13 protein-coding genes are annotated in these 12301 nt (G+C 38.3%); 6 read left to right on the forward strand and 7 right to left on the reverse strand.

Annotated elements, in window-relative coordinates; genetic code table 11:
• Positions 1–70 precede the first annotated feature (70 nt).
• On the forward strand, positions 71–547 hold the full coding sequence (locus GSF09_RS07645) for a hypothetical protein (protein ID WP_159800357.1): 477 nt from the start codon (positions 71–73) through the stop codon (positions 545–547).
• Between the two features lie 50 nt (positions 548–597).
• On the opposite strand, the gene rpmA is transcribed toward GSF09_RS07645, so the two are convergent.
• Positions 598–858 (reverse strand): 50S ribosomal protein L27, encoded by a 261-nt coding sequence (gene rpmA, locus GSF09_RS07650; protein WP_159800358.1) that lies wholly within the window; start codon positions 856–858, stop codon positions 598–600.
• A 26-nt stretch (positions 859–884) separates the two neighbouring features.
• Positions 885–1247, reverse strand: coding sequence for a 50S ribosomal protein L21 (gene rplU, locus GSF09_RS07655; RefSeq protein WP_159800359.1), 363 nt, complete (start codon positions 1245–1247; stop codon positions 885–887).
• Between the two features lie 187 nt (positions 1248–1434).
• On the opposite strand from rplU, the gene GSF09_RS07660 reads away from it, so the two are divergent.
• Both GSF09_RS07660 and GSF09_RS07665 read left to right on the forward strand, forming a co-directional pair.
• Positions 1435–2760 (forward strand): pitrilysin family protein, encoded by a 1326-nt coding sequence (locus GSF09_RS07660; protein WP_159800360.1) that lies wholly within the window; start codon positions 1435–1437, stop codon positions 2758–2760.
• Positions 2761–2775: 15 nt separating this feature from the next.
• Complete coding sequence (locus GSF09_RS07665; RefSeq protein WP_159800361.1) at positions 2776–4818, forward strand: pitrilysin family protein; 2043 nt, start codon at positions 2776–2778, stop codon at positions 4816–4818.
• A 62-nt stretch (positions 4819–4880) separates the two neighbouring features.
• Here the strand turns inward: GSF09_RS07665 and GSF09_RS07670 are convergent, their stop codons facing one another.
• A complete protein-coding gene (locus GSF09_RS07670; RefSeq protein ID WP_159800362.1) occupies positions 4881–5747 on the reverse strand; it encodes a DMT family transporter in 867 nt (288 codons plus the stop codon).
• 103 nt (positions 5748–5850) lie between these two features.
• On the opposite strand from GSF09_RS07670, the gene GSF09_RS07675 reads away from it, so the two are divergent.
• Positions 5851–6429, forward strand: a complete 579-nt coding sequence (locus GSF09_RS07675) for a heavy-metal-associated domain-containing protein (protein ID WP_159800363.1) — start codon at positions 5851–5853, stop codon at positions 6427–6429.
• Positions 6430–6498: 69 nt separating this feature from the next.
• Here GSF09_RS07675 and gldD read toward each other — a convergent pair whose 3' ends face one another.
• The 4 genes from gldD to mutY are packed head-to-tail and all read right to left on the reverse strand — an operon-like array spanning position 6499 to position 9948.
• Positions 6499–7071 carry a gliding motility lipoprotein GldD gene (gldD, locus tag GSF09_RS07680; protein ID WP_159800364.1) on the reverse strand — a complete coding sequence of 191 codons (573 nt, stop codon included), beginning with the start codon at positions 7069–7071 and terminating at the stop codon, positions 6499–6501.
• Complete coding sequence (locus GSF09_RS07685; protein WP_159800365.1) at positions 7072–8355, reverse strand: gliding motility-associated protein GldE; 1284 nt, start codon at positions 8353–8355, stop codon at positions 7072–7074.
• A gap of 23 nt (positions 8356–8378) precedes the next feature.
• A complete protein-coding gene (locus tag GSF09_RS07690; protein ID WP_159800366.1) occupies positions 8379–8861 on the reverse strand; it encodes a single-stranded DNA-binding protein in 483 nt (160 codons plus the stop codon).
• Positions 8862–8907: 46 nt separating this feature from the next.
• Positions 8908–9948 (reverse strand): A/G-specific adenine glycosylase, encoded by a 1041-nt coding sequence (mutY, locus tag GSF09_RS07695; RefSeq protein WP_159800367.1) that lies wholly within the window; start codon positions 9946–9948, stop codon positions 8908–8910.
• A 33-nt stretch (positions 9949–9981) separates the two neighbouring features.
• Here mutY and GSF09_RS07700 point away from each other — a divergent pair, with 33 nt between their 5' ends.
• Both GSF09_RS07700 and GSF09_RS07705 read left to right on the forward strand, forming a co-directional pair.
• Positions 9982–10380, forward strand: coding sequence for an HU family DNA-binding protein (locus GSF09_RS07700; protein ID WP_255457741.1), 399 nt, complete (start codon positions 9982–9984; stop codon positions 10378–10380).
• A 334-nt stretch (positions 10381–10714) separates the two neighbouring features.
• The gene (locus GSF09_RS07705) at positions 10715–12271 is read left to right on the forward strand and encodes a ribonuclease E/G (RefSeq protein ID WP_201309334.1); all 1557 of its coding nucleotides are present in this window, start codon (positions 10715–10717) and stop codon (positions 12269–12271) included.
• Positions 12272–12301: the final 30 nt, after the last annotated feature.

Raw genomic sequence — 12301 nt, forward strand, 5'->3', positions numbered from 1 at the left:
TTATAGTCCTAATTAAATCCGTACACCTTAGTGTGCCGGATATTGCTTATTTATAATACTTAAAACAAAAATGGATACACAATCAATAATTATAGGTGCCGTTATATTGGCACTATGCATATTGCCTTTAGCGGCAGGTCATATCAGCAAGAAGAAAAAAGATAATAAAATTATAAATGCATTAAGGAAATTTGCATCACTGCATTCCTGCGGAATATCAGTTTATGATATCTGGCTAAATTCCATTATAGGTGCAGATGAAAACAGGCGTGCTGTATTTTTTATTAAGGCGCAAGAAGGGCGTCAAGAAGGGCGTACAGAAACTATGCAGCATTTGTGGTTGGAAGATGTGCTGGAATGCAGGGTGCAGGTTAAAAGAAATGGTACTGCTATTGAAAAGATAGACCTTGTTATCAGCAGGAAGGACACTACCGAGGTAAGGCTGGAATTTTATAATGTTAAAACTTCAATACAGCTTGGGGATGAATTGCAGCTTGCCCATAAATGGGAAACTTTCATCAGGCAAGGTATTCTCCAAAAGGCCTAACCAATAAAAAAGCCCGCTAATTGCGGGCTTTCTATATTCTTTTTTACGTCTTAAGCTTCAAACGGAAGTATAGAAACGTATGATTTGTTGTCTCCTTTTTTCTGGAATTTCACAACACCGTCAACTTTAGCATGCAAAGTATGGTCTTTACCCATGTAAACATTTTCACCAGGGTTGTGTTTAGAACCTCTTTGCCTAACTATTATGTTACCGGCAATAGCAGCCTGGCCGCCAAAAATCTTAACGCCTAAACGTTTCGACTCTGATTCCCTACCGTTTTTAGAACTACCGACACCTTTCTTGTGAGCCATGATGTTTTAGTTTTTAATTGTTAATATTATTCTGCAGTTTCAGCTTCCGCTTTTTTAGAAGTTTTCTTTTTTGCTCCCGGAGCAGTTATGCCCGAAATCTGGATTTGGGTTAAAGACTGGCGGTGGCCGTTTTTAACTTTGTATCCTTTTCTTCTTTTCTTTTTGAAAACAATTACTTTGTCTCCTTTTAAGTGCTGCAGCACTTTGGCTTCTACAGAAGCACCATCTATAGCCGGGGCGCCAAGTGTAACGCTTCCGTTATCATCAAGTAATAGAACTTTTGCAAATGTAACTGCATCTCCTTCTTTACCTTCTAAACGGTGAACGAATACCTTTTGGTCTTTGCTAACTTTAAATTGCTGCCCTGCTATCTCTACGATTGCGTACATAACAATATGGTTTATTAAAAATTTTGAGTTGGCAAATATACAACTAATTCTTTATCAGTCAACAGTAAAAGATAAAAATATTGTTTTGTTTTGCGCTGATAACAAACGATTTAAAAAAATTTAGATTTTTTGTAACAAATTCCCGAAATTGCGTACTTATTATGAAAATTCTATAACTTTTAAATTTATGAGAAAATCTTTAATGGCTTTGGGTTCACTTCTCATGCTAGGCGGTACGGCTTCGGCCCAGAAGGTAGCATTTGAAGAATATGATTTGAACAACGGGCTTCACGTTATCCTTCACCAGGACAAATCGGCCCCGGTAATCATTACTTCGGTAATGTATCACGTAGGTTCTAAAGACGAGAATCCTGAAAGGACAGGCTTTGCGCATTTTTTTGAACACCTGCTGTTTGAAGGTACAGAAAATATAAAGCGTGGTGAATGGTTTAAAATAGTTACTGCAAACGGCGGTAACAATAACGCCAATACTTCGGACGACAGGACGTATTACTATGAGGTTTTCCCTTCAAACAACCTTGAGCTTGCCATATGGATGGAGAGTGAAAGGCTTATGCACCCTGTAATTAACCAGATTGGTGTTGATACGCAAAATGAGGTTGTAAAAGAGGAAAAAAGGCTTCGTGTAGATAATCAGCCTTACGGTAACCTTATTGCACAGGTTAAAAAGAACATGTTTAAAGTTCACCCTTACCGCTGGACTACAATAGGCTCTATGGAGCATCTTGATGCTGCAACCCTGGATGAGTTTAAAGCGTTCAACAAAAAATTCTACATTCCTAACAATGCTGTACTTGTAGTAGCAGGCGATATTGATATTCCGCAGGCTAAGCAGTGGATAGAAAAATATTTTTCACCTATACCTAAAGGTACTCCTGTTACAAGGAAAACTTTTGAGGAGGCACCTATTACACAGCCTATAAAAGCTACTTATGAAGATCCTAACATACAGTTGCCAATGGTTGTTTCTGCATACAGGACACCATCTATGAAAACTAAAGATGCAAGGGTTCTTGACATGATTTCTACAATACTTAGCGATGGTAAAAGCTCAAGGATGTACAAAAAAATTGTAGATGACAAGAAAATGGCTATGCAGATGGGAGCTTTTAACTACAGCCAGGAAGATTACGGCATGTATATAGTTTATGGCATACCTATGCCTGGGCATACTGCAGAAGAGCTAATTAAAGAAGCAGATGAGGAAATAGTGAAACTTCAAAAAGAGCTTATTTCTGAAAAAGAGTTCCAAAAGCTTAAAAATATCTACGAAAACCAGTACGTTAACAGCAATGCAAGCGTAGAAGGTATTGCAAGCAACCTTGCAACTTACTACCTTTTATATGGCGATGTTAACCTTATAAATACAGAGATAGATATTTACCGTTCTATCACCAGGGAAGACATTAGGGAAGTGGCTAAAAAATACCTTAACCCTAACCAAAGGTTAATACTTGATTATGTACCAGCTAAAGATAAAGCACAAAACTAAGCACAAATTATCACCATGAAAAAAGTAATATATTTATTGGCCGGTCTGTTTTTAACGGTTTCTACTATGCAGGCACAGGAAAGGCCTATGCCCAAACCGGGGCCGGCACCAAAAGTTAATATAAAAAAGCCACAAACCTTTTCGCTTAAAAACGGCCTTAAGGTACTTGTGGTAGAAAATGATAAACTACCCCGCGTTTCTTATACGCTAACCCTTGATAACGCACCTTATGCTGAAGGCAATAAAAAAGGTGTATCAGACATGCTTAGCGCATTAATGGGCAGCGGAACTAAAAACATGCCTAAAGATGCCTTTAACGAAGAGGTAGACTTTTTAGGCGCAAATATAAATTTTTGGGCTAGCGGTGCATCTGCAAACGGCTTATCTAAATATTCTGACAGGATATTGGAGTTAATGGCTGACGGTGCTTTAAACCCTGTATTTACCCAGGCGGAATTTGACAAGGAAAAGGCAAAAATGGTTGAAGCCCTTAAGTCGGAAGAAAAAAGTGTTCCTTCGGTAGCACAAAGGGTAACAAGCGTACTTGCTTATGGTAAAAACCATCCTGATGGCGAATATGTGTCTGAACAGACATTAAATAATGTTACACTTAACGATGTTAAGGAAAACTACAATACTTACTTTGTACCGGGCAAGGCTTACCTTGTGGTAGTGGGAGACGTTAAATTTAAAGATGTAGAGAAAAAGGTTAAAAAACTATTCGGTTCATGGAAGCCTGAAGTTGCGCCTAATGTTTCTTACAGCGACCCTAAAAATGTACAATATGCACAGATAAACTTTGTGGATATGCCAAATGCGGTACAGTCTGAAATTTCGGTTATCAACACTGTTAACCTTAAAATGACTGACAAGGATTACTTTGCTGCATTATTAGCCAACCAGATTTTAGGCGGCGGGGGCGAAGGAAGGCTTTTCCTTAACCTTCGTGAAGCTCATGGCTGGACATATGGTGCTTATTCTTCTGTAGGCGCGGGTAAATATGTAAATGATTTCTCTGCTTCAACTTCTGTAAGGAATGCAGTAACTGACAGTGCTATTGTTGAAATATTTAACGAGCTTAAAAAAATAAGGACAGACCTTGTTTCTGAAGAAGAACTTAAAAATGCAAAAGCTAAATACATTGGCAACTTTGTAATGCAGATGGAAAAACCTGCAACTATTGCACGTTATGCTTTGCTTACAGAAACACAAAATCTGCCTGCGGATTTTTATGAAAACTATATTAAAAACATCAACGCAGTAACTCCACAGGATATTAAGGAAGCTGCTAATAAATATTTCCTTGCCAACAATGCAAGGGTAGTAGTTGTTGGTAAGGCCTCTGATGTTTTGGCAGGGCTTGAAAGCACAAAAATACCTGTATTTTATTTTGATAAATATGGTAACCCTACAGAAAAACCACAGGCTAACAAAGCTGTTCCTGCCGGTGTAACTGTTAAATCGGTTCTAGATAACTATATCAACGCCATTGGTGGTGAAAAAGCGTTAAGCGCTGTAAAATCACTTTCAGTTACTACTTCAGGAAGTATTCAGGGTATGACGCTTGAACTGAACAGGAAAGTAACTAATGACAACAAGCTTGCTGAAACTATGAGCGTTATGGGGCAGCAGATAAAAAGGGTATTTAACGGTACTTCAGGCTATCAGACTGCACAAGGGCAGAAGATGGATCTTGAAGCTGATGAAGTTGCTGAAATTAAAACCTATGGCTATCCGTTCCCGGAATTAAAATTAAGGAATGACTCAAACCTTAAAATTACGGGTATAGAAAACATGAATGGCAGTGATGCTTACGCAATTACTGATGGTGAAAAAACAATGTATTACGATGTTAAGTCTGGACTTAAAGTTGCATCTTCTGAAACAGTTGAAGGGCCTGCCGGACAAATGACTATGGTAACACCATACAGTGATTACCGTGAGGTTAAAGGTGTTAAAATACCTTACAAATCATCTATCAATATTGGTATGGAGGTAGAGCTTAATGTTACTGATGTAAAAGTTAACGAAGGAGTATCTGCTGCAGATTTCCAGTAAGAGATAACTATAAAAGAAAAAAGGCTGCCATTGGCAGCCTTTTTTATTACAATATATTGCCGCTACTTTCTGGCTGAAAAATATACCCCTGCAAGTATTGTGGCAGCACCAATAATTTGTGTTGCGCTTAAATGCTCATTATCCATCAGTCCCCACCCAAAAGCAACTACAGGTATTAAATAGGTAACTGAGGAAGCAAATATAGGTGATGATATATGGATAAGGCGGAAAAAAATAATATTGGCTACACCTGTGCCTATTACCCCAAGTATTGCTATGTAAAGCATGGAATTTTGCGTTTGTGCCGAACCGGCTACATCACTAAATCCTGAAAAGAATAATACAGCCAGTGCCGGTAGCAGCATAACAGCAAAATTTCCTGCACTTATGCTGAGCGGGGAAAGGTCTGAAAGGTGTTTTTTTACAAGATTTATATTAATGGCATAGCTTACAGCCGCGGCAACAACCAGCAGGGTATAGTAATAATTTTGGCCAGGGTTGTTCATTGCGCCATTATAGATTAGTAAAATACAGCCTGCAAGCCCTATAAGTACGCCCAAAAGCTGCCTTCGCTGAAACTGTAGTTCAAACACAAGCGCGCCTATTAAAAGTGTATTAAGAGGTGTAAGCGAATTTAAAATGGCACTGACAGAGCTGTGTATTTCAGTTTGCGCAAATGAAAAGAGATAAACAGGCATAAATGTGCCAAACAATGCAGTAACAGCAATATACTTCCATTTGGCGTGCGGTATTCGGGCAAGATTTTTAAACCCTATTATAAAAAGGAACAAGGCGCAGAAAATAATGCGCAGTGAGCCAAGCTGAAATGGTGTTAAACCAACAAGCCCCCTTTTAATAAGTATAAAGGAACTGCCCCATATTAATGATAAGGCTGCCAGTAAATACCATTTTTGCGGATTGTTCTGCATGGTGTGTTTTTTGGTTCAAAAATCCAATAATAAAATAATATAACAAACGTTTTTTTATAAATTTGTAATCAATTATCTGTAAACATAATAACTCCATTTTACAATGAACATAATAAAGAAACTTTCATTTTTTGCACTGGCATGCCTTTTACTTACAGGCTGTAAAGACAATTCTAAAGACGGTACTATAGAGGAAACAGAAAACGGTACTGTAACTGACAGCACCATGGTTAAGGAAACGGCTGCTAACCTTGAAACAACATCTTTTAAAATAGATGGCATGACCTGCCCTATGGGATGTGCCGCCACTATTGAAAAGAAGCTTGCCGGCCTTGATGGCGTTCAGGAGGCAAAAGTAGATTTTGATACCAAAACAGCTACTATTTCTTTTGATGCAGGAAGGCAGACGCCTGAAACTCTTGTAGAAACTGTAGAGAAAATAGCAGATGGTGCCTACAAGGTACATGACGTTAAATCATCAGGAGATAAGGCTTATTATAAGGTTGACCAAGAAAAAGAAAAAAAAGGCAAAACTTCCAAAGAGGAAAAAGATAATAAAACATCAAAAAGCTCAAAAGGTTCCTGTTGTGCCGATAAAGCCAAAGCAGGCAAAAAAGGTGGATGCTGCGCGGGTGAAGGTAAAAAATCATGCTCATCTGAAAGCAAAGGAGGGAAAATATAAATCCCTTATCATACATAAAACAAAAAGCAGCCCTTATAAAGGCTGCTTTTTGTTTTCATACTAGTATGTTTATTTCCACCTTATGGTTTCCATAATATTTTGTATATCATCTTTTATATAGCTTGCTGCGGGCAAAATGGAATCAAAATTAGGCTTGGCGTAAAAATACATGGAGCCTGATAAAAAATGTTTTGTACTGTCGGTAACATAAAACTGTGCATTAGTTGCAGCATCACCACCCACCTGGTAAAACATTCCATATACTTTTTTATCCGGATTAATAAAGGGCTGTTCCTTTATTTCACTGGCTTTTATAACATGTTTATAAGTAAGTTTCTGGGCATCGCGCAGTAAACGTTCAATATTGTTATCCACATTATTATAGCTAAGGTAAATAGTAGCCTTCATTTTAGGATACTGTATAACCAAATCACAATTATCTTTTTCACTCACTTTTGCCAGGGAGTTGTAAGCAAAGGAAAAGGGGCAGTCTTTGTTATACAGTACATACTTGCCTAAAGGATAGTCCAGCCTTAGGTAGCCTTTAGGCTTTGGCACAGTTTCATCGCCGCATCCTGCTGCTGCAAAAGCAAAAGCAAAAGCTGCTGCAATGCCTGTAAGTCTTTTTACTATTATCGTCATTTATACCAGTGTAACCTTAATTTGTTTTATACGCCTTTTATCAACTGATTCGACGGTAAAGATATTGTCTTTGAAGTTAATTTTTTGTCCCTTTTTAGGAAAATTACCCGATATTTCCAGTAGGAAGCCAGCCAGTGTTTCTGCTTCACCCTTTGCATTTTCAAAATCTTCCTCCTCAATATCTGTTATCCTGTAAAAATCCTTCAGGCTTATTTTTCCGTCAAAAAGGTAGGTGCTGTCATCAATTTTTGAAAATATTATATCTTCATCATCAAACTCATCGCTTATATCGCCTACAATTTCCTCCAGTATGTCTTCCAGCGATATAATGCCCGATGTGCCGCCATACTCATCCACAACAATAGCAAGGTGGTTTTTCATCGACTGAAATTCTTTAAGCAAATTATCCAGCTTTTTATTTTCAGGTACAAAAAAAGGTTCCCTTAGTAAGCTTTGCCATTCAAAATCTTCTTTATCAATATGCGGTATCAGGTCTTTTATAAACAAAACACCTTCTACCTGGTCTATATTATCCCTATATACAGGTATGCGTGAAAAGCCTTTCTCTACAATCTGTGGGAATATCTCTTTAAAGGTTGCTTCAATATCAAGTGCAAAAATATCAATGCGGGGGCTCATCACCTGTCTTGCATCTGTATTGCCAAAACTCACAATGCCCTCAAGTATTTTTTGTTCTTCCATTGTGGCATCGCCATAATCTGTAAGTTCCAGTGCCTGCGATAGCTGGTCAACCGAAAAACTGCTTTTCTGGACATTAAACTTTTTATGGAGTGCCAGTATTATTTCGCGCATTGGTATGCTTAAAGGTGAAAGCAGCTTATTGAGTATATAGAGCGGATAGGCAATTTTTTTGGAAAACCTTTTTTTATTCCGGTTGGCATATACTTTAGGCACAACTTCGCCAAACAGCAATATTGCAAAAGTTATGATAAGCACTTCGAGCCCGAATTTTAAATAGGAGGAAACCCCCGGGAAAAAATTATAGCTCAACCGGAAGAATAGTATTATAATGGCAATGTTTATAAAAGTATTGGTGATAACAATGGTTGCCAGTAATTTTTTTGGCTTATCCAGCATGGATGTTATAAGCTTTCCTTTTTTGGGAGCCTCATTATTAATCTCATCCACATCTTCCGGATTAAGCGAAAAAACGGCAACCTCGGTACCCGATATAAAAGCAGAACATAACAGCAGGATGATAATTCCGGTAAAACCTATAATAAGGTTATAATCTGGTATAAAACTCGAGGGGTCGGGGTCCAAAGCTTTTGGTATTAGTTAAACAATCAAAATGGCAGGTCGTCATCTTCTGTTGACGGCACATTTTGCATATCATAATTATTTTGCCTTGCAGGCTCACTCGCTGTATTATTATAGCCCTGCCTGTTGGCAGCAGTATTAGGTGTTGCGCCGGCGGCGTTATCCATTTCTTTTTTAGTGGTTAAAAAAGTAAATTCAGTAACCTGTATTTCTGTAGTATATTTGGTAGTGCCGTCTTCAGCCTGCCACTGGCGCGACTTAATACGTCCTTCTACATAAATTTTGTCCCCTTTGCTTAGGTACTTTTCACATATTTCGGCAGCTTTGTTCCTAACAACAAGGTTGTGCCATTCGGTTGAGGTTATTTTTTCATTGGTTTGCTTATTGATGTAAACCTCATTGGTAGCCAATGGAAACCGCCCGATGCAATTGCCTCCTTCAAAGTAGTGCATTTTTACATCGTCGCCCAAATGCCCTATAAGCATTACTTTATTTAACGTTCCGTTCATGGCTTTTGTTTAATTTGTGTTTACTCAAAAATAAGAAAATTAATAATCACTCCCAATTCTGTTCAATAAAATTATAAAGTACTATAGGGAACGGGTATGCCTTTATAGTTTCAATATCCATAGCTTCCGGTAAAACAGTATCGACAGTTATTTCCCAAAACCTTATATTGAGGTGCTGATGCGATAATTTATGTATCATTGGCCCGGTAGTCACAAGCCTTATACTTACAGGTCTAATATGCGGGGGTAAAAAATCCTGTATCAGCTTGATGGTTTCAGCTATGGTAGTTTCGGCCTCGGTTTCAAGCAGCGGGAACTCATAAAGGTTATGCCATATACCTTTGCCTGTGCGTTTTTGTATAATGCTGTTGTTATTTTTGTCCTTTATTATAAGATAATTAAAATACCGTGAGGTTACTTTTGTTTTTTTTAGCTTAACCGGCAGCATATTTACTTTGCCGGTTTGGTAGGCAACACACCCGGCATTAAGTACACAGGAAGCACAATCAGGATTTTTAGGGATGCATTGCAAAGCTCCAAATTCCATCATTGCCTGGTTAAAATCCGATGCACTTCCGGGTGGCATTTGAGAAGCTGCAAGTGCTGTAAACTGCTTTTTTGCACTGCCTGAAGAAATATCGGTTTCTATGCCAAAGTAGCGCGAAAGCACCCTGTAAACATTACCGTCAACCACAGGCACGGCTTCACCGTAACATATTGACGCTATGGCGGCCGCTGTATATTCGCCTACTCCTTTAAGCTTTAATAGCCCGTTATAATTTTCAGGGAATACCCCGTTATGGCTAAAAGCAACATATTTTGCAGTTTCGTGCAGGTTTCGAGCACGCGAATAGTATCCCAGTCCCTGCCATAATTTCAGCACCTGCTCTTGGGGAGCTTCAGCAAGATGCTGTACTGTGGGGAAAGCTTCAGTAAACTTTAAAAAATAAGGCAGTCCCTGTGCCACACGTGTTTGCTGCAACATGATTTCCGACAGCCATATATGGTACGGCTGCGTTGTTTTGCGCCAGGGCAAATCACGCTTATTTTGTAAATACCATTGTATTAATTGTTTAGAAAAATTCATTATTTAAAAGGAGTTCGGCAAAAGTAAAAGTTTATGTTATTAAATTTTAATGTCTTAACCTTGAATTATTGTTTTTTTAATTCTTATATTTGCACACTTAAAAAAAATTACACACAAAATAAATTTATAAAGAAAATGACGAAAGCAGACATCGTAGCGAAAATCTCGGAGAAACTTGGTCTTGAAAAAGGAGATGTGCAGGCAACAGTTGAGTCTTTTATGGAAGAAGTTAAGAATTCCCTTGAAACAGGAGATAATGTTTACCTGAGAGGATTTGGCAGCTTTATTATTAAAACACGTGCCGAAAAGACAGGAAGGAACATTTCTAAAAACACTACGATAAAAATACCTGCCCACAACATCCCGGCTTTTAAACCTGCTAAAATTTTTGTTGACGGGGTAAAAACTAATACAGAGGCGAAAGTAAACTAATTATTAACCACCAAAACACTTAGAATATGCCAAGTGGTAAAAAAAGAAAAAGACATAAGGTAGCTACTCACAAACGTAAAAAAAGAGCGAGAGCTAACCGTCACAAAAAGAAAAAGTAGTGTAAAACTACTTTTTCTTTTTTAAGAATTTAAGTTCATTGAAATTTGGTTTTCAGTTTATGGTTTAAAAGGCTTATATACATTAGCCTGCCTGATAACGGGAAACCACCGGGTACACAATACCTGTAAATTATTGTTTAATCCATCTATACTTTGGCTGGTGCTGTAGCGGTTTTGCTGCTGTAGCGTAAGCCCGGCAAATGGTATGGATAAAAATGTACAGCGTGAATAAGGAATTGATTATTCGATCAGGTTCTGAAGCCGTAGATTTTGCCTTGTTAAAAGATGGAAAACTAATAGAATTACATAAAGAAAAGGAAGACAGGAACAAGTTTTCGGTTGGCGATATATTTATTGCCAAAATAAGGAAACCAGTTGCAGGTTTAAATGCAGCCTTTGTAAATGTTGGCTTTGAGAAAGATGCTTTTTTGCATTACCATGATTTGGGGCCAAACCTTCCTTCCTTAATGAAATTCATTAAACTTGTAAGCGCAGGTAAATTAAAAGATTATTCACTTAAAAATTTTCCTTTTGAAGCTGAGATTGACAAAAACGGCGTAATAACCGATGTGCTTAGTGCCAACCAGTCAATACTCGTTCAGGTGGTAAAGGAGCCTATATCTACCAAGGGGCCAAGGATAAGCTCAGAGCTTTCACTGGCGGGCAGGTATGTGGTGCTTGTTCCTTTTTCCGACAGGATTTCTATTTCCCAGAAAATAGAATCAAAAGAAGAAAAAGAGCGCCTGAAACGCCTTGTACAGTCTATAAGGCCAAAAGGGTTCGGCGTAATTGTGAGAACAGTAGCCGAAGGTAAAAAAGTGGCAGAACTGGATAAAGACCTTCAGAATTTGCTCGACAAATGGTCGGCAATGTGCAAAAGGATACCCAGTGCCCATCATCCCTCAAAAATATTGGGAGAGGTAAATAAAGTGTCATCCATTTTAAGGGATGTTTTTAACGACACTTTCACCGGGATTTATGCAGATGATGAAGACTTGTTTTACCAAACTAAGGACTATCTGCAGGAGATAGCTCCCCATAAAGCGAATATCGTAAAGCTATACCAAAACAAAGAGCTTCCGCTTTTTGAAAAATACAGTATAGAGCGGCAAATAAAAACTTCTTTCGGCAAAACCGTATCAATGAGTAAGGGTGCTTATCTTATTATAGAGCATACCGAAGCATTGCATGTTATAGATGTTAACAGCGGTAACCGCTCTAATAAAGCACAGAGCCAGGAAGATACAGCTCTTGAAGTAAACCTTATAGCGGCTGCTGAAATTGCAAGGCAGCTAAGGCTTAGGGATATGGGAGGCATTATAGTAGTTGATTTTATTGATATGTCTAACCCTGACAACAGGAAGAAGCTGTATGATTTTCTTAAAGAGGAAATGAGCGACGATAAAGCAAAACACAAGATCCTGCCACCGAGTAAATTTGGACTTATCCAGATTACACGGCAACGCGTTCGGCCTGAGGTTAATATTAAAACCAGGGAAGAAGACCCTAACAGGGAAAACGGGGAAATAGAAGCCCCTATACTGGTTATAGACCGTATAACAGCCGATCTTGAAAGAATTATTAAAAGCCATAAGAAGATAGTGCTCAACGCACACCCTTTTGTGGCGGCATACCTTACCAAAGGTTTTCCATCCATACGTTCAAAATGGTTTTTTGAGCATAAAAAATGGATAAAGATTATACCACGTGACGCTTACACGTATTTAGAGTACCGTTTTTTTGACAGCAAAGGAAACGCTATCACAGAATAACAAAAACCGCCACTGCAATTGCAGTGGCGG

The sequence above is a fragment of the Flavobacterium sp. MK4S-17 genome, assembly GCF_009848495.1.
Lineage (GTDB): Bacteria > Bacteroidota > Bacteroidia > Flavobacteriales > Flavobacteriaceae > Flavobacterium.

Coding starts and splice junctions, on each gene's coding strand:
- GSF09_RS07645 (WP_159800357.1), top strand. CDS start 71: ATGGATACACAATCAATAATTATAGGTGCCGTTATATTGGCACTATGC.
- rpmA (WP_159800358.1), bottom strand. CDS start 858: ATGGCTCACAAGAAAGGTGTCGGTAGTTCTAAAAACGGTAGGGAATCA.
- rplU (WP_159800359.1), bottom strand. CDS start 1,247: ATGTACGCAATCGTAGAGATAGCAGGGCAGCAATTTAAAGTTAGCAAA.
- GSF09_RS07660 (WP_159800360.1), top strand. CDS start 1,435: ATGAGAAAATCTTTAATGGCTTTGGGTTCACTTCTCATGCTAGGCGGT.
- GSF09_RS07665 (WP_159800361.1), top strand. CDS start 2,776: ATGAAAAAAGTAATATATTTATTGGCCGGTCTGTTTTTAACGGTTTCT.
- GSF09_RS07670 (WP_159800362.1), bottom strand. CDS start 5,747: ATGCAGAACAATCCGCAAAAATGGTATTTACTGGCAGCCTTATCATTA.
- GSF09_RS07675 (WP_159800363.1), top strand. CDS start 5,851: ATGAACATAATAAAGAAACTTTCATTTTTTGCACTGGCATGCCTTTTA.
- gldD (WP_159800364.1), bottom strand. CDS start 7,071: ATGACGATAATAGTAAAAAGACTTACAGGCATTGCAGCAGCTTTTGCT.
- GSF09_RS07690 (WP_159800366.1), bottom strand. CDS start 8,861: ATGAACGGAACGTTAAATAAAGTAATGCTTATAGGGCATTTGGGCGAC.
- mutY (WP_159800367.1), bottom strand. CDS start 9,948: ATGAATTTTTCTAAACAATTAATACAATGGTATTTACAAAATAAGCGT.
- GSF09_RS07700 (WP_255457741.1), top strand. CDS start 9,982: ATGTTATTAAATTTTAATGTCTTAACCTTGAATTATTGTTTTTTTAAT.
- GSF09_RS07705 (WP_201309334.1), top strand. CDS start 10,715: ATGTACAGCGTGAATAAGGAATTGATTATTCGATCAGGTTCTGAAGCC.